This is a genomic window from Aneurinibacillus uraniidurans (genome assembly GCF_028471905.1).
GTDB lineage: Bacteria > Bacillota > Bacilli > Aneurinibacillales > Aneurinibacillaceae > Aneurinibacillus > Aneurinibacillus uraniidurans.
Map to the genome: position 1 here is coordinate 687,352 of NZ_CP116902.1, position 17,195 is coordinate 704,546.

General features: G+C 47.6%; 14 protein-coding genes. 6 read left to right on the forward strand and 8 right to left on the reverse strand.

What is annotated here, in order from left to right; translation table 11 throughout:
* From PO771_RS03515 to PO771_RS03540, 6 genes are all read left to right on the forward strand, one after another.
* Complete coding sequence (locus PO771_RS03515; protein WP_272561897.1) at nt 1-1,089, forward strand: trypsin-like peptidase domain-containing protein; 1,089 nt, start codon at nt 1-3, stop codon at nt 1,087-1,089.
* Between the two features lie 94 nt (nt 1,090-1,183).
* On the forward strand, nt 1,184-4,033 hold the full coding sequence (locus PO771_RS03520) for a cyclic nucleotide-binding domain-containing protein (protein WP_272561898.1): 2,850 nt from the start codon (nt 1,184-1,186) through the stop codon (nt 4,031-4,033).
* Entirely contained in the window at nt 4,033-4,896 is an 864-nt protein-coding gene (locus PO771_RS03525; RefSeq protein ID WP_272561899.1) for an HlyD family efflux transporter periplasmic adaptor subunit, read from the forward strand. Before PO771_RS03520 ends, PO771_RS03525 begins: the two co-directional genes overlap by 1 nt.
* A gap of 22 nt (nt 4,897-4,918) precedes the next feature.
* Complete coding sequence (locus tag PO771_RS03530; protein WP_272561900.1) at nt 4,919-7,120, forward strand: NHLP family bacteriocin export ABC transporter peptidase/permease/ATPase subunit; 2,202 nt, start codon at nt 4,919-4,921, stop codon at nt 7,118-7,120.
* Nucleotides 7,117-10,002, forward strand: a complete 2,886-nt coding sequence (locus tag PO771_RS03535) for an NHLP bacteriocin export ABC transporter permease/ATPase subunit (protein WP_272561901.1) — start codon at nt 7,117-7,119, stop codon at nt 10,000-10,002. Before PO771_RS03530 ends, PO771_RS03535 begins: the two co-directional genes overlap by 4 nt.
* Nucleotides 10,003-10,023: 21 nt before the next feature.
* The gene (locus tag PO771_RS03540) at nt 10,024-10,911 is read left to right on the forward strand and encodes a GNAT family N-acetyltransferase (protein ID WP_272561902.1); all 888 of its coding nucleotides are present in this window, start codon (nt 10,024-10,026) and stop codon (nt 10,909-10,911) included.
* Between the two features lie 164 nt (nt 10,912-11,075).
* Here the strand turns inward: PO771_RS03540 and PO771_RS03545 are convergent, their stop codons facing one another.
* From PO771_RS03545 to PO771_RS03580, 8 genes are all read right to left on the reverse strand, one after another.
* A complete protein-coding gene (locus PO771_RS03545; protein ID WP_272561903.1) occupies nt 11,076-11,393 on the reverse strand; it encodes a hypothetical protein in 318 nt (105 codons plus the stop codon).
* Between the two features lie 55 nt (nt 11,394-11,448).
* Nucleotides 11,449-11,766, reverse strand: coding sequence for a hypothetical protein (locus tag PO771_RS03550; RefSeq protein WP_272561904.1), 318 nt, complete (start codon nt 11,764-11,766; stop codon nt 11,449-11,451).
* A 315-nt stretch (nt 11,767-12,081) separates the two neighbouring features.
* The gene (locus PO771_RS03555; RefSeq protein ID WP_272561905.1) at nt 12,082-13,140 is read right to left on the reverse strand and encodes a glycosyltransferase family 4 protein; all 1,059 of its coding nucleotides are present in this window, start codon (nt 13,138-13,140) and stop codon (nt 12,082-12,084) included.
* On the reverse strand, nt 13,140-14,474 hold the full coding sequence (locus tag PO771_RS03560) for an O-antigen ligase family protein (protein WP_272561906.1): 1,335 nt from the start codon (nt 14,472-14,474) through the stop codon (nt 13,140-13,142). The genes PO771_RS03555 and PO771_RS03560 overlap by 1 nt, the downstream gene beginning before the upstream one ends.
* Before the next feature lie 20 nt (nt 14,475-14,494).
* Nucleotides 14,495-14,839 (reverse strand): hypothetical protein, encoded by a 345-nt coding sequence (locus PO771_RS03565; RefSeq protein ID WP_272561907.1) that lies wholly within the window; start codon nt 14,837-14,839, stop codon nt 14,495-14,497.
* Nucleotides 14,836-15,318 (reverse strand): DUF4330 family protein, encoded by a 483-nt coding sequence (locus tag PO771_RS03570; protein ID WP_272561908.1) that lies wholly within the window; start codon nt 15,316-15,318, stop codon nt 14,836-14,838. Before PO771_RS03570 ends, PO771_RS03565 begins: the two co-directional genes overlap by 4 nt.
* Entirely contained in the window at nt 15,315-15,821 is a 507-nt protein-coding gene (locus tag PO771_RS03575) for a DUF4330 domain-containing protein (RefSeq protein ID WP_272561909.1), read from the reverse strand. Before PO771_RS03575 ends, PO771_RS03570 begins: the two co-directional genes overlap by 4 nt.
* Nucleotides 15,822-15,932: 111 nt before the next feature.
* Complete coding sequence (locus PO771_RS03580; protein ID WP_272561910.1) at nt 15,933-17,051, reverse strand: glycosyltransferase; 1,119 nt, start codon at nt 17,049-17,051, stop codon at nt 15,933-15,935.
* Nucleotides 17,052-17,195 lie beyond the last annotated feature (144 nt).

A 17,195-nucleotide genomic window follows, 5' to 3' on the forward strand; every position in this document is an offset into this window, starting at 1 on the left:
ATGGGTTCTTCTTTTCAGAAAGGAGTGGCAGGGGCTCTCTCTACCATGCTATTGTGTGGTGGTGCAGTAGGTGGATATGCAATTAATGAGAAAATGAAAACAATGCCCCTTACTATCGAGGAGACATTAGGTCAGCCTAAGCAGGGAGATCAAGCCAAGAAAGAAAATAAAGAGCAAGTCGTTAAGACGGCTGCCAGAATTGAACAAAATTCAAATAGTGCCAAGCAACTTATGAAAGAGAATGAAAGTAAAGTAGCCTATATTCAAGTTAGAGGCTTACACAGTGACAGAGTAGGTAGCGGCTTTCTATACAACACTAAGGGCGATATTATTACAAACGCCCATGTAGTAGATGATGCCTATGAGATCATTGTGAAAATGTGGGATGGAAAGCAGGGAAAGGGAGAAGTTATTGGTATCAATACAGATAAAGATATTGCTCTCGTTCGTGTGCCTGAATTAGTGGGGCGTACACCGATGAAAGTTGATGCAGAAACAAAGGCAGATGCAGGGGAGCAAATACTGGCCTTAGGAAATCCATATGGATATGAGAAAACGGTGACACCCGGGCTTGTGAGTGGAATACGGGAGGATAAGGGAAATAGTTCTTATCTGTATCAAATATCAGCTTCTGTCTCTCCAGGGAATAGCGGTGGTCCGCTTGTACGGCTGGATAACGGGGCAGCGATTGGCATTGTGTCCGCACAGAGAAAAGATGATAATAATGTTAGCTTTAGCATTCCGCTTACACAGGTTATGCCTATGTTTCAGCAGTGGAGTGCTCATCCACAGAAGCGGGTACAAGAGAATAGATGGGGAGAACAGCAGGCTTCGGAAAGCATTCCTTCGCTACAGGCAGTGCCGGCACAAAAAGTACTGGAAGTGGTTGTGTCGAGGGCAAATGTTCGCTCGGCCCCCTCTCTTTCTTCAAGGGTATTAACATTGATTGAAAGAGGTACGATTATAGATAGTTTTGAAGAGGCAATCGATAAAAACGGTGAAGTATGGTATCACATTCAAAGTGGTGAGCCGGGAATAGATGGTTGGGTAAACGAGCGGACGGTTAGTGAAACAGAAGGGGATGTGTAGACAAAGCTCAAGGAGGACTACCAAAGAGTAAAAAGGTTTTTTATTACTAATCGTCGAAATGATGTTATTTTAGGAAAGGAGTGTGTACGGATATTTGGATAAGCTTACTTTTTTAGACATTCCTCTTTTTCAAGATTTGGATCGAGTTCATAAGGCAACATTGCTCCCGGAATTTACGCAGCGAAGCTTTCATCGGGGAGAAATCTTATTTGAAGAAGGTGAATTCGGGGATTGTCTCTACATCATCATGCAGGGCTCTGTCCGTATTTTTTTGCAAGAGGATGGAAAAGAGCGAACACTGGCACTGCTGAAGGAAAAAGAGTACTTTGGCGAGATGGCACTGCTGACTGGAGATCCGCGGTCAGCATCTGCGAAAGCGGAAGAAGATGTAGTTGTGCTGCATCTCTCAAAGGAGCAGTTTGATCGCCTGCTCCTTACACATAATGCATTAGCTGTTCAATTTGCCGGAATTCTAGCTCGCCGCTTAGCTGCCGTAAATCGCCAGCAGGAGCAAACACCCAGTCTCCCTTCATCCCCTGCTCATCAAGAAGCGGCAGCAACACGCAAGGAATCACAGCTTCCCCGTAAGTCGACCGTCTTGCTGGAAACCCAAAAGCAAGGAACGCCCTCCGCTTTCTCTATGCTGAAACTAATGCTTTGGCTTGGTACGCTGCTTGTTGGGACAGCTTTATATGGAGGACTGTTGTATTTTCATATTCCATATCATGTGTCGGTGATCGCAACTGTTTTATGTACGGGATTTTTACTTGTAGCACTGCGGCTCACCTCCCTTATTATGATGGCTGTTACAATGTCTGTAGTAACGGTTTGCCTCGGTATAACGAGTCCGAATGAGGTGTTGTCTACTTTTTCCGAACCCCCGATTATTACGGCGCTTGCGTTAGCATTAATTGCACAAATTGTGTTTCAAACCGGAATTTTACAGCGCATAGTGCTTATACTGGCAAGCAAACTTCCTGAGCCTGCTTTTTTGTACATAGCCCTTGTGCGATTTGCAGCGGTTCTCGCTGCGCTCATCGTTCCATCTTCGCGCTTGCGTTCCGAGGCATTTGGATTACTTCTTGCTAAAGAGAGAAGTGATTCGTTGGCTGCGTCTTATACTTTCCTCTTTATGACATCATCTGCTATTTGCTTATTCACGCTCGCTCTCATTCCTGAAACCCAACAACATGACCCAAGCTTTGCTATTTGGTTACGCGCGGCTCTGCCACTTGCGCTCGCATTCGCTCTTGTGCAAGGACTTGCTTTTTTAGTACGGAAAAGAACAGTTCAAGAGCAGCCTGCTTTCAATCGGCAGCTTATACAAAATCAGCTTGATGTAATCGGACCATGGACATCTCGTGAAACGATCGCGCTCAGTCTCATGGTACTGATGACAGCCGGCTTTTTTGCTGCTCCATATTTGAATATTTCGATCTTTTGGATTGTTATGGCGGCATGTATTGCTTTATTCGCCTTGATTGGCAGTACGCCGGAAGCTGCGCGTGAATTAAGATATAGCTCGTTCATTGTCTTCGGTTTGTTTGTCAGTATGGCTGGCACGATGAGGAAGACAGGGTGGGGGGAAGCGATCATCGCCTCATTTATGTCGAATGCATCGCCGTTCTGGTATGTGATTGGTCTGTTTATAAGCATATACGTATTCCGGCAGTTCGTGCCTGCGATGCTGGCCGTCTTGCTCGGGATGGTTAGCTTCGGCTCACTGGCGCTTGCAGCAGGCGTACACCCTGTTGTTGTAGCACTTACAGCGGTCATGGCCAGCAGTCATATAAGTAGTAGCATAGCGTCTTTATGGGAACAGCGTGGACGAGACATATGGCGTAACGGGGCAATAGCATGTGTCGCACTGATTATCACGCTTCCGGTGTGGCAAATGATGCAGCTCGTTCCTCAAGAAAAGCGTGTGGCTCCTGTTCTTTCTTCTGCCTCAATCCAGCAGATACATGCGGTATTTCCCGCATATTTGCCTGCCGACAAAACAGCAGCACAGTCCTTCCAGCGTGGCATCGAGCTAGCCTTGCAAGTAACGAAACGCACGAAAGCGAATGAAACACCTTCGCTACAGCCTCTATATATCGAATCCGGGAAGCACATACCGACAAGTGAACAGCCATTTTCATTTGCGATTGCGGCATCTATGCCAGATTCTTTCCCAGGAACACTTCCGGTTGTGGCGACAGATCATCGCGTGCAATCACAGACAGAAGTCATCTCTTTGAGCATCCAACCAGAAGCATACGCCCGATCTACACTGGCATTCTTGCAGAGAAATGGGCATAAAAACATTGCGATTTATTATGAAGAAAGCGCAGCTGGTAGACAATTTGCTTCCACGCTAGAGAAGATGGCCGAACAAAATGGCATGATTGTAACGGATCGCATGGTAAGCACAGCGTCTCATTCTTTGCTAGGGCAGACGCTGCATAAATGGACGCTACTACAAACAGACATTGGTATTGTGTTCGATTCTACGGGAGAGTCGGCTGCTCGTTTTGTTTCCGAGGCACAATCTGCCCGGTCTACTTTGCCGCTCGTTGTTGCATCTGATTCATTTCCGAATAGAGGGGCTACCCTTCCACATTCTGCTGCCACGGTATATGTTATGCCCGACTATGATCCATTTGCACAGCGCACGCCGACCAGGGCGTTTGTGGAGCAGTATCAAAAAGCATACGGCGTGCTGCCGGATCGCTTTGCTGCAATCGGCTATGATGCGTGTATGTTAATGGCACATGCTGTTTCCGAGGCGAAGTCCTCTGACCCAACACGCATTCGCAACGTGCTGCGGCAGATCGAACGTTGGGAGGGAGCGGTGCGAACGTACTCGTTTGCTACTACGTCGGATGCGGACTCTCTTACGGTGAAGGCGTGGCTGCAACCAGATGGGGGTTATCGTCACGTTCAAGAGAGGGGGAATGAGTGATGAATCATAATTTATATCGCAAAGCAGCGTTAGAGCGCATGGCGTCACCGGAAAAGCTGGATATTTTACTGACTATCACACGCCCTCGCCACTGGCTTGCACTTATTGCAATCGTTATGCTGATTGTCGCCTTTTTTATATGGGCTGTATGCAGTACCATTCCTGTTCAAACAAAAGGCAGTGGTGTATTTGTATTACAGGGAGGAATGACGCGCATCGTTTCCACGGTCGAAGGGCAGCTGACCGATAGCAGTGTGCAGGTGGGCGATCATATATCACGCGGTGATGTTGTGGCCCGTTTATTTAATCCGGCGTGGGTGGCACCGGCTTCCGGTACCGCTCCGAATGTTTCACAGCAATTGCTGCTTAAATCACGCATTGTGAGTCTGGAAAGTGGAACGGTAACCGAGCTGCATGCTAGGCCAGGACAATGGCTCAAAGCAGGTGAGCCGCTGTTTACGCTTGATCTGGCGAGTGAAGATAAGAAAGCGGAAACCGTTGTATATGTATCGCCAGAAGTCAGCAAGCAGATTCAACCAGGCATGCAAGCAAGAATTTGGCCGAATCAAGACCGAAATAGCGAAAATGGCGCCATCATTGGACATGTCTCGTCCGTTTCAGGTGTCCCGGCTTCTTTATCCAGCATCGAGCGCGCAGTTGGAAATAGAGAAGTCGCGCAGCAATTTTTGCAGACGGGTTCTGTTATGGAAATCCGGGTCGCATTAGAGACAGATGCCCGGCATTCAACCGGATTTCACTGGACGGCCCCGCGTGCTCATTCTAACTTCCGGGCACAAACGGGCATGCTCTGTTCCGTCGATTTTATCGTCGGGAGCGTCCGTCCGATCAACTGGATTTTTTGAGAGGGCGAGGTGAGATAGAATCATGTTCTGGTTATCGAGGTTACCTAAAAAACAGGAAACCCCGACCATCTTGCAAATGGAAGCGGTAGAATGTGGTGCGGTTTCACTTGCGATCATTTTGGCTCATTATGGCTGCTACATTCCAATCGAAACATTGCGGGATGATTGCGGGGTATCTCGGGACGGGAGTAAAGCACTTAATATTTTGAAAGCTGCCCGCAAATACGGGTTAACGGCTAAAGGATATAAGAAAGAGACGAACAGTCTGCGCCAAATAAAACCGCCGTTCATCGTGCATTGGAATTTTAATCATTTTCTTGTCATTGAAGGCTTTGTAGGCGACAACGTGTATGTGAATGATCCGGCACATGGACGCAGCATGGTTCCAATTGAAGAGTTTGATCAATCGTTTACCGGTGTTGTGCTTACGATGGAGCCTGGCGAAGAGTTCGTAGCACGTGGGCATGCATTCGCGGTGTTTCCTTCTTTGTTAAATCGACTGAAAGGATACGGGACTGAATGGAGCTACCTGCTTCTATCCGGGTTGGCGCTAGTTGCTACGGGAATTCTTGTGCCGATCTTTTTAAAAGTTTTTGTTGATCGTATGCTGCTGGCAGGACAGATGCAATGGGTGTCTGCTTTGCTGCTTGGCATGGTTGTTACCTTGCTTTTGCGTATGCTGCTTACAAGTATGCGTCAATATGCGTTGTTGCGGCTAGAAACGAAGCTTTCTTTAAGTATGTCAAGTACATTTATCTGGCATATCTTTCGCTTACCCGTTCATTTTTTTACACATCGGTCTGTTGGGGAAGTGACTGGGCGCATACAAGCAAACGATTGGATTGCCAAATTCGTAACTGAGCAGTTGGCAAGCACGGTAATCGATATACTGGTAATCGGATTATATCTTGGATTTATGCTGCTGTATGACGTGCGGCTGGCACTTGTTGCTGTTGTTGTCGCGAGCATGAATGTGGTGTACTTGCTCGTCGTCTCCAAAAAACAGGCCAGTCACAATCAGAAGCTTCAGCTTGATCAAGGAAAGCTCTGGGGAGCTTCCATTGCGGGCTTGATGAATATGGAATCCTTGAAAGCGAACGGGCGAGAAACCGACTTTTTTGCTCGCTGGGCGGGCTATCAGGCAAATAAAATTCAGGCGGAACAGCGCTTGGGGGTATCTAATCAATACTTGGTGGCGATCCCTCCATTTCTCGCGTATTTGAATCAAACACTTATTTTAACGATTGGTGGCGTACTGATCCTGAATGGGTCGTTTACAGTTGGCATGCTGCTCGCGTTTCAAGGATTTACGGCTGGTTTTTTAGCGCCGATCAATAATTTGGTTGCGATGGGAGGCATGCTCCAGACGATGAAAGGGCACTTGACCAGGCTCGATGATGTGCTCGGCTATCCGGCTGATGACACATATGCCCGTCAGCCGGATGTGGAGCACATGGCAGAAAAACATGCGGCTACCAAATTGTCCGGGGCATTATCGCTGCGTGATGTGACGTTCGGGTATAGCCCACTCGAAGCACCGCTTATTGAAAATATTTCGCTGCATGTCGCACCAGGCTCATTCGTGGCGATCGTTGGCGGGTCAGGAAGTGGAAAATCAACGATTGCCAAGCTGCTCTCTGGTTTGTATCATCCGTGGTCCGGAAGTATTACATTCGATGGGATAGAGAGATCAGTCTTGCCGAGGACACTACTTGTCAATTCGGTGGCGCTCGTTGATCAGGACATTCATTTATTTTCCGGTACGGTGCATGACAATATTACGCTGTGGGATCAAACCATTCCGAAGTCTGTCGTCGTACAAGCGGCAAAAGACAGTGGAATTCACGACGACATTAACGCACGGACAGACGGATATGAGCATCTTGTGGAAGAAGGCGGTCGGAATTTTAGTGGGGGGCAAGCACAGCGAATCGAGATTGCCCGGGCACTGGCCCAGCAGCCGTCGATTCTTATTCTGGATGAGGCGACAAGCGCACTTGATCCGGCGGTGGAAGCGTACATTTATGCCCAGCTGCGCCGCCGGGGATGCACATGCATCATTATTGCGCATCGGCTTAGTGCCATTCGGGATTGTGATCATATTGTGGTGGTAGATAAGGGAAGAATTGTGCAGCAAGGCACACACGATGAGTTAATTCAGGCAGACGGTTCGTACGCTACGCTATATAACGCCGCTGGTAAACAAGAGGAGGAGGCTTCATGATACCGGACAGTCTGTTTTCTATCGCACAGGATTCATCATATGTTACGAAACGAACGTCTGTACCGTTACATGATCCTTCTATCGTATATGTCGTCGTAGAAGGAAGCGTTGATTTGTATGCGGTCGAGTGGCAAGACGGGCGTGCGGTAAGCACAAAACAGTTTTTGTTTTCCATCGAAGCGGGTCAGATCATGCTGGCGCTTCCGCAAACCGTGCGCAATCAAACAGGGCTTGTGGCAGATGTGCTGCCGGGAACGAAATGGCTGTCCATTGATTTTACGGCGTTACAGGCGCTTCTACGAACAGAGGCTGCGCTAGGTACATACTGTTCCCGCTTATTGAATGTGTGGATTCAAAACATAACCGCAGCGGTTGTGACAGAAATCGCGCCCCGTCAGGCACAGCTGGTTGACATGGGTCAAGAGACGGTTGTCTGGAAAGAAGGGACGTTTTTATCGGAATCCATCGTCTGGGCGCGTCCGATTACGCATCCGGTTCGCTGCTGGGGACGAGATGATATTCCGCTTGTGCCCGCTATGCAGGCGGTCCCGTTGCTGCGCACAACATGGGTCGCCTCGGTACAAGGGAATCGCCTGCACACCGTTCCGATGCAGGAATTTATCACAGACGATGAATGTGCGCCGAGTTTGCTCTTTTATCATGAGCTGATCGGGATCGTCATAAAGAGAAACAAACAGAGTCGGGAAGTGGATGAGCAAGTGCGGATTGCTTTGCGGGCCGAGCAGGATCAGGCGATGATCAAGCAATCACTTGCCCGCTTCGCAGCTGTCGCGGATAAGGAAAAACAGCAGCGGCTGATGGAAGATGCTGTCGATCATGACCCGTTGCTTATGTGCTGTCGGTGGGTTGGAGAGGTGTTGGGCATTACAATTTCGCCACCGAAACGCTTGAATTCTAACAGGCCGGAAGCGATTTTTGAAGTGTTGGGCATTCGGTATCGGAAGGTAGCGCTGCGCGGACGCTGGTGGTGTGAAGATAACGGTCCTCTGCTTGCTTTTTGGGACGATGGGAATCCGGTAGCCCTTCTGCCTGACAAGGGTGCTGCCTATATACTGCGTGATCCAGCGCATGATGACAGTAGCAACGTAACACCCGCAATCGCAGCCCATCTAAAACCGTTTGCTTACGAAATGTATCGTTCTTTGCCTCATCGAGCAGTGGATTGGAAGGATATTATCCGGTTTATGTTTACACCGCGTGCCAGACAGGATGTATCCCGTGCACTTTTCATCGGGCTTGTGATCGGCTTGCTCGGTATGGTGTTTCCCATTGCAACCGGGGTGCTGGTGGACAAAATTATTCCAGCGGCTGAGCCAAGTCAGTTGTTTTATATGATGATACTGCTGCTTGCCATTGCATTCACTGTATTTGGATGTACGGTCTCGCAAGCTGTTACATGGTTGCGCCTGTCTGGCACGTCTGATTGTGCCCTGCATAGCGCGGCGTGGGATCGGCTTTTGCACATGCCCATATCGTTTTTTCGCCAGTATACCGCTGGCGATCTGGCCATTCGGATGGGAGGGGTGACCACAAGTTTCCACATTATCTCCAACTGGCTTACTGGCGGTATGGTCAGCGCTCTGTTCTCTCTGTTGCAGATTGGGCTTTTATTTTCGTATCAGCCTACACTTGCATGGCTTGCCGTCATTCTAGTCGTTGTGTATATGATTTTGTTCGCGCTGATTAGCGTTCGCTTGCGGCGGTATACGAATCAGGAAACAACACAACAAGGTATCGTAAGCGGCTTGCTTGTCCAGCTTGTCGCAAGCATCCCGAAGCTGCGTGTGGCTGCGGCAGAGAACCGCGCCTTCCATCGCTGGAGTCACGCGTTTAGCATGCAGCGAGCGTTCGCATACAAGCTGCGGGAATCAGGAAATACCTTACTTATCATTAACACGGGCTATCCGCTTGCGGCGAGCCTAGCGTTATTCTGGATGGTTTCTGCTTCTGGCATTCAGATGAATCCCGGTGCATTCGTTGCATTTCATGCCGCATTTGCGATTCTGATTGGCTCTGTCATTGGTTTTTGTACATCTTCTATACCGCTGTTTGAATTAATCCCGACATACAAACGACTGACTCCTTTGCTAGAGGAGCAACCGGAAATAGATGATGCACAATCTGATCCGGGGGAGCTGTCCGGTGAAATAGAAGTCAGCCACGTTTCATTTGCCTACGATACTTCTGGACGGCTAGCGCTCGATGATGTATCGCTCCATATAAAAGCAGGGGAATATGTGGCCATTGTTGGCGCTTCGGGAAGTGGGAAGTCGACCTTGCTGCGCTTGCTGATTGGCTTTGAAAAATCGACAAACGGTGCGATTTATTACGATGGAAAAGACATAAGCGGGCTCGACCTACGGGCAGTGCGCCGCCAATGCGGTGTCGTGCTGCAAAACGGTCGGGTATGGGCGGGTGACATTGCAGAGAACATTATCGGGCAAAGTACAGACTTATCTGTTGAAGATGCGTGGACGGCGGCACATGCCGTTGGATTAGATGCGGATATTAGCAACTTGCCGATGGGAATGCATACGGTATTGTCCGAAGCGGGGAGCACGTTTTCTGGCGGTCAAAGACAGAGAATTTTATTGGCGCGTGCGATTGTTCATAAACCGACCGTTTTATTTCTGGACGAAGCTACGAGTGCCCTCGACCAGATTTCCCAAGAAAAAATTACAACCATGCTTCAAGCGATGAATAGTACCCGGATCGTCATTGCGCACCGTCTAAGTACTATCGTACACGCTGATCGTATCATCGTCATGGAAAAAGGAAAGATCGTGGAACAAGGAACGTATGAAGAGTTACTAGAGCGCGGCGGCGTATTTGCCGTGATGGCACAACGGCAAGTTATTTAATCCAAATGAGGTGAACCAATCATGTTTGAACTGGAGCTACTACGACCTGAAAGTGCAAAACCGTATCAAAAATTTACGTATCAAAGCTACCGAAATGTCATTGTGGATGGAACGATCCCAACAGAGAAGCGTCCACTACTCATTGGGGCTCATGTGAATCAGCAGCCGATCGGGCTTATCGTAGTGGCGCGGGAGGCAGATCAGACAGAGGCAAAACTTACGTCCCTGTTTGTTCAGGAAAGCTTTCGCAAGCAAGGGGTTGGGACTGGGTTGATGAAGTATGCGTTAGAGGTAGTACGAGCGGGGGGAATGACGAATGTTAAGGTAGAGTATTATGCTTTGCCGCACATTCAGGAGTTTGAGAGAGTATTAGAGAAATCAGGGTGGAATCGTCCTGCTGTATATAGCCACTATTACCGATTTGAATTGAAAAATCTGGAATCAGCACGTTGGATGCGCCGTATTCGTGTTCCTGTCGGTTATCGTGCCATTGTATGGAACGATATGCCAAAAGAACAATTGGGCGAAATGGCAGGGTTACAGGAGGAAGGGTATTTGTCATATTATGACCCATTATGGAATGAGGATAAAATCGCGGGTACGTGCAGTTGTGTCCTGCTAGAGGGGGATACGATTGTCGGCTGGTCCATTATTGAACAACACATGCCCGATACGCTGCTATATCGCACGCTGTACATTCGGGAAGCGTATCGCAATCTCGGTCTTGGTCTTGTACTGGCAGCCCAAACATCTAAAATTGGCTTTGAGTCAACTGTTCCGTATTGTGTCATTCAAATCGTGCTAAAAAATGAACAGATGCAGAAAGTTGCTAGGAGTTTCATCGATCCTCTGTGCCCAGTTGTTACGGAATATCGGAGGTGTGAGTGGGAAGAGGGAAGAGAAAGGTGAGAAAAGACACAAGGACGATTGCAATGTAGGAAAAGGCGACCGCCTTTTCCTGTCCTTAAGTCGCTCTTATGTGTTCGTCCTTTCTTATCTTTCCTCATCCTTCATCTTATTTTCACAAAAAAAGAGCCGAATGCTTTCTTCGGCTCCATAACGTATACATATTCTTATTTACTTCTGTCGTTGTATGGGGGGCCATATCGAATAAAAGAGGAGAAGGTAACTCCACCCGAAACACTCAACAATTCTTCTTCGCTGAGCTCTTTCTCCTCTGCGGGTGTAGAGACGAGAGTTGTAACCTGTAATTGACCTTGTGAATCTTCTGTGATGGACAACTGAATCCCTTCTGGGAGATCCATACCTGATAATTCTTTGACGGCTTGCGCCGGATTTTCCAAAGCTAACAATCGGAACGCTTCATCCTCTGCCGCTCGTTGCTTGAACACCTCAAATGTTTCATTCGCTTTCTCAATTGACCAATTCATACAGATTCCTCCTTGAATACATAATTTAAATAAAAATCGATAAAGATAGGTATTCTTATTTCTTTCTAGAGTCATACGGAGGACCATACAGGATAAACGCAGAGAATGAAGTTCCACCCGAAACACTCAACAATTCTTCTTCGCTGAGTTCTTTTTCCTCTGTAGGTGTAGAGGAAAGTGTTGTAACCTGTAATTGACCTTGTGAATCTTCTGTGATGGACAACTGAATCCCTTCTGGGAGATCCATACCTGATAATTCTTTGACGGCTTGTGCCGGATTTTCCAAAGCTAACAATCGGAACGCTTCATCCTCTGCCGCCCGCTGCTTGAACAGTTCAAAAATTTCATTTGCTTTCTCAACAGACCAACTCATCCTGATTCCTCCCTGAATACGTAATTTTAGTAGAGATCAATTTTGTTTTTATTATATTTCTGAATAAAGTTGCCGTCTGTAATTTGAATTACATTTTTTAGAATTAAAAAAGATAAATGCTTGGAAGAACCCCACTATGACAGTAGAAGACTTATAAATAAGCGGGAATAAGGCAGCTTGTATGTCTATAAAGTCTGATTTGAGGATTTTGATATCCACTACACGTTGGATATAACTAATCCATCAAGTACAAGATTGCCATGAAACAAGAAAAAGCCTACAGGCCACCAACTTGGCACCTGTAGGCTTTTGTAGTTATCGGTTTAGCAACACATCAAGCGTCTGCTGCACATATTGCTCCTGTTCAAGACGATACTGCTCCGGATCCGGTATTGGATGGTGCAGCACTTCCCGGCAGGTCAGAATCAAGTCCTGCGAATCACGATTTGCAAACGTTATGACGCCATTTGGACGTTTCACCACATCGCTTGCTACAGCAGGAGTCCCAAAATATAAGGCTTCCCGTAGTGAAATCGCATCTCCATCGCTTGCAGTCGGCCTGACGAATAAAGCAGAGCGTTGCAATAGCGGATAGAAAGGTACTTTTTCTTGTACAAGCAAACAGCGACTTTCCAGACCGTGAGCGATAATGCGTTCTTTGTATCGTTCCAGAATATCTTCATCGACCACATGAGTAATGCAGTACACGAACCCGAGCTCCTGATCTTCCCGGGCTAGCTGAATGAACATATCCAGACACAGATCAAGTCCGTACAGTTCGTGTCCATTGTGCAGATTGCCGACACCGCCGTTTGCCGTAATGACACGCGGATACCGATCAAAAAACGCGGTAATATAATCAGGAATCTGCACAGCCGCCTCTTTCTCACCCGGTGGAATAAAGGCAGGAATGACCGAAATTTTACGTTCCGGGATATGCAGTTCGACCAGCTTGTCCTTAATTTCTTCACTCACAGCAATGAAGTGGTCAGAGAGAAGCCCCGTGAGACGCACCATCATTTTTTGAGCAAACCCGAGATGTTCCCCATCATTGCGCAGGCTATGAATCGTATGAATGATTCGTTTGCCTTTTAGCTTTAAAAGAGAGAGGGCAAACCGCATCTGCCAGCGCAGGAAGTGATTATGAATAATATCTTCATTGCGCTGCCGCAAATAACGCCACGACCATTGCTCTACTTCCGGAATCGGAAGCACGGCTCGGTCTTTTACCCCCTTATCTCCATTACCGTCATAAATAATGAACGGAACATCCTGTTGCTCGAGATGGTCACACAGCCGTGCGACATGAATAGAGATGCCGCCAACGGGAGGAGGATACACCCCGATCTCGGCAACGGTTTTCGTGCGAGCCATTACACATTCTCCTTTTCTTGGCGCGATAAATTGAACGCGACTGAAATAAGGGCGAGTGTGATCCAGAACATAAAGTCAACCCGATACTGGTGCCATACGTCTTCGGTAAGTCCGGCAATCCCAATAGCCATAACCGCACCGATGCCTCCTTTGGCGACAAGGGAGACAAGACGATTTTTGCCGTTGTTGACGAATAGGCTAACAACCGCTGTTCGGAAGCTCTGGTAGAACATATAGAGCAGCAACAGAATGGTCATAATACCACCGGTGACAAAGTTCATGATGTAGATGTTGTGGAAGTGATTTGCTTTTACACCTGGCATCATATAATCACTGTATACTTTTTTAAATGTCGTAAGATCAGAACCAATGCCGGTTACCCAAAATTCGCGAATCATCGGCGGTGCCGCCTTCCAAATTTGGAAGCGGAACGCACTTGAGGAATCTGTTTTCGGTTCAAAAATAGTCAAAATCCGGTGCGTGATCACATCTGGAGCGAAGTTGAGACCGATTACGGCCGCGATGAGACCGACTACGAGCAAGCGGCGGCTAATCATCGTGGCCAAAACTCCTACTCCGACAAACAACGCCAGCCAGCCGCCGCGTGAGAATGTCAGAATAACAGCTACACCGATAATAGCAGCGAGAATCGTCAGTAGAATTCGATTCGTCCACGAGCGTGTATAGAAAATAAGCGCAAAGTTGAATGGCAGTACCATAATCAAATACTGTACAAACAAATTCGGGTTCTCAAATGTCGCAAACACACGCGTTTTTACATCTGGGTTCTGGCTTACGTCTACCCAAGCTGCCGTTGTAAAGTCGAGTGTGAAATACTGGTACACACCGTAAATCGAAACAAGCGCTGCTGAGATAAACAACGAAATGAGAAACTTGTATAATACATCCCGGCTGTTGATTTTGGCGACGAGAAGTAAATATAGCAAGAAGCTCACAAAAAAGTACAACAGGAATTGCTGCATACTTTCGACAACATGGACGGAAGTAAGTGCAGTTACGAGCAGAGCAGCCCAGAATAGAAAAACAGCTAGATTCAGATGGTTTTTCAGATTGGACTTCATCCGCTCGTAATCTTGCGGTGTTACAAACATAACAAGAATAAACAACAGAATCAAAGCGAGCAGCGGGCGGTACGTCAGGATAGGCAGCGCCATGGCCAACAAGTACAGGCCGTATTCCGACCGATACATCGTAATGCCAAGAAACGCACCCATCAAAACGAATTCGCCGATCAGCCCGACTTTATACTGCGCGACGCCTATCACAATAAGGGCGATAGCGGTCAGCAGTGCCATAAGGCGAGTTTTCGTCATAACTATCGTACTCCCGATCGTTACTTATTTGGGTCAAACAGATGGGCCGCAAGACGTCCTGGAATGCTTGTACGAAGCATCGTCCAGATTCGTTCGGGTCCGAATGCAATCAGAAGGATGGCCACAGCCACATCAAGGGCTACAATGAGCACCAGCTTCTGAATAAATAGCAGTATATACACATGCAGAAAAACCATGATAAACAGTGTCCATAAGGCGTATTGCCATGTTCGGGCATCCCATCTTGCTTTAAGACGGGAGAGAAGCGAGCGTTGTCCAACTCGCTCTGCCACCACCCGGAGCAAGTCAACCATTCCATCTACTGCTCGCGTCGTCATCCAGGTATAAAAAGATGGCTTTCTCATTGAGATCCCCCCTGTTTTTCTACGTCAAGAATACGAGAGGCGAATGTGGCACGTTCCGTATGAGCAGGCATGTACTGATTGGAATAGAAGAACGTATCATCAATAATCGGTGCCCCCTTAAGCGAAAGGAAGCCCGACGAACGGACAGTCACATACACATCTTCTTGCTCGGGAAATTCGCGTAGATAGTAGTGGCCTTTCGCATCAGCCGTATAGATTTTGGCCGGTTTTGCTTCTACGGAGACGACAGTACCAAATGGATCGAGTGCACCTTTTTGATAGATTTTATCCCCGACCCGAATCGACTTGTGGAAATTCGGCAGTTGTGCCTCGATAACCATTTTGACCGTCAGATTTTCAGGCGGCATAACAAGCTTGCCTGCCATTCCCGCTTTCAGAATGATAATGATACCTGCAAGCACGAGAAGCACGGTAATGAACGCGTCTTTCGCCGTGAAGGAGAAAGCGCGGCCACTCATTTTGTATCACCCAGATTCACGTCAGAAATGAGCGTTTCAATCATATATTTTGGGCCTTTGACGGATACTTTATTGCCAGCAAGCAGTGGAGTTTGTCCTTCGCCTTGTGCTTGTCCACCTTGAACAACGGCGTTTGTCTGGACAGTGATGTAGACGGATAACTTCTCAGGTACGTCACTCATGACCATACGACCGTCTGCTGTTGGCACAGCAGTTTTGCCAGGCGCTACTTTGACAGCGACAACTTTACCGATCGGCACATTTTTATCCTTGTCACGGATAATGTCTCCGACCTTAATCTGATTCACAACAAATGGATGCTCTGCACTATTGTACAGCGTATACGTTACTTGCTTTTTAGTTACCGGACCGACTGCAATCTCATCACCGTGCGTAAATTTAACAGCTGCAAACGCGGCCGCGCCAAGCAGCAGGATAATGAGAAACAGGTCAAGAATGTTAATCCAGCCGAAAAACTTTCCTTTTTCATCAATGACTTTCATGGAATATCCTCCTATTTTTGTTCCGAAAAATCATCCGGCGTTAGCCTTCACTAGAATAGCATACCGGAAAGATACGTACAACGAAGAAAACCCGCCATGCATAAGCGGGTTTTACTTGCTGCGTACAAGTTTATAATACAGTTCTTTTGTGCGAAGCGCCATATGAGTAAGGGTATATTCTTTCTTCACCGTCTCATACCCGGCTTCCGCAATTTTTTGGCGTAGTCCATCATCTTCTTTTAGAATCAGGATGTTTTGCCGAATCTCGTCTGGATTGTGTGGCGAGATGACCAACCCGTTGTGATAATCAACAAGGAAGTCGGCGATTCCTCCGACCATCGTAGCTACAACCGGACGTTTGGCTGCCATCGCTTCTAGCAATGACAGGCCGAGGCCTTCCGAATACGAAGGGCTGACAAATACATCAATCGCATGCAAGCAACGCGCAACGTCTTTGCGGAAACCGACAAAATGAACGCGATCACTTACCCCGGCTTCTCGTGCGGCGTAGGCAAGGGCTTCTTTCTCTGGACCGTCTCCAATGATGAGCCAGTGAATATCCGCTTGTTCATCTGCGAGTGGAATGAATGCTTGCATAAGGTCGTTCAAACCTTTGACTGGTACAAGCCGGGATACGGTGCCGATCACAAATGCGCCCGCTGGGATGCCAAGTTCAGCTTGAATGCTTCGAACATCCTGGTCAGCAGCGAACGATTCAATCGGAATCCCATGATGAATGAGGGTAATATCACAAGGCTTCACCCCATCTGCTTCCAGAGACTGGCGAATAGAATTCGAAATTGCGATATAATGATTGTTCCATTTACGAGTCCATAGTTCCATGCGTGACGCAAGGAAATAGGCCAGCGGATTCGGATAATCATAGCGCAATACGCTGTGAATGGTTGTGATAATTGGAGTATTCGGAACGTGACGTATCGCCAGTCGGCAGAAGAAGTTCGCTTTTACACCGTGTGAATGAACAAGATCTGGCTTCTCTGTTTCCAGGACATGAGCCAGCCCTTTTATCAGCCGGAAATCAAATCGGCCGTACGTATCGAGTACAATTACACGGATATTACGCTTACGCAGCTCGTCCGCAAACGTAGAATTATAGAAGCAGACAACGACAGGCTCGACAGCATGGCGAGATAAAATCTCCAGCAGTTCAAGAATGTGCTGCTCTGCGCCTCCGAATTCTCCGCCGCCAATCGCGTGCAGTATTTTCATTTTGGACATCCTTTGTTCACTTCCTGACCCTAGGGCAACTAAATCGTAACAATTATATCGCAATACGGGCCACATGTTCAACGTTGGTTATTCCGTTACAAGCAGAAATACGCTATACTTTCTAAGGTATTAGTCTGACTGACA

Coding starts and splice junctions, on each gene's coding strand:
- PO771_RS03515 (WP_272561897.1), top strand. CDS start 1: ATGGGTTCTTCTTTTCAGAAAGGAGTGGCAGGGGCTCTCTCTACCATG.
- PO771_RS03525 (WP_272561899.1), top strand. CDS start 4,033: ATGAATCATAATTTATATCGCAAAGCAGCGTTAGAGCGCATGGCGTCA.
- PO771_RS03530 (WP_272561900.1), top strand. CDS start 4,919: ATGTTCTGGTTATCGAGGTTACCTAAAAAACAGGAAACCCCGACCATC.
- PO771_RS03535 (WP_272561901.1), top strand. CDS start 7,117: ATGATACCGGACAGTCTGTTTTCTATCGCACAGGATTCATCATATGTT.
- PO771_RS03540 (WP_272561902.1), top strand. CDS start 10,024: ATGTTTGAACTGGAGCTACTACGACCTGAAAGTGCAAAACCGTATCAA.
- PO771_RS03545 (WP_272561903.1), bottom strand. CDS start 11,393: ATGAATTGGTCAATTGAGAAAGCGAATGAAACATTTGAGGTGTTCAAG.
- PO771_RS03550 (WP_272561904.1), bottom strand. CDS start 11,766: ATGAGTTGGTCTGTTGAGAAAGCAAATGAAATTTTTGAACTGTTCAAG.
- PO771_RS03555 (WP_272561905.1), bottom strand. CDS start 13,140: ATGGCTCGCACGAAAACCGTTGCCGAGATCGGGGTGTATCCTCCTCCC.
- PO771_RS03560 (WP_272561906.1), bottom strand. CDS start 14,474: ATGACGAAAACTCGCCTTATGGCACTGCTGACCGCTATCGCCCTTATT.
- PO771_RS03565 (WP_272561907.1), bottom strand. CDS start 14,839: ATGAGAAAGCCATCTTTTTATACCTGGATGACGACGCGAGCAGTAGAT.
- PO771_RS03570 (WP_272561908.1), bottom strand. CDS start 15,318: ATGAGTGGCCGCGCTTTCTCCTTCACGGCGAAAGACGCGTTCATTACC.
- PO771_RS03575 (WP_272561909.1), bottom strand. CDS start 15,821: ATGAAAGTCATTGATGAAAAAGGAAAGTTTTTCGGCTGGATTAACATT.
- PO771_RS03580 (WP_272561910.1), bottom strand. CDS start 17,051: ATGAAAATACTGCACGCGATTGGCGGCGGAGAATTCGGAGGCGCAGAG.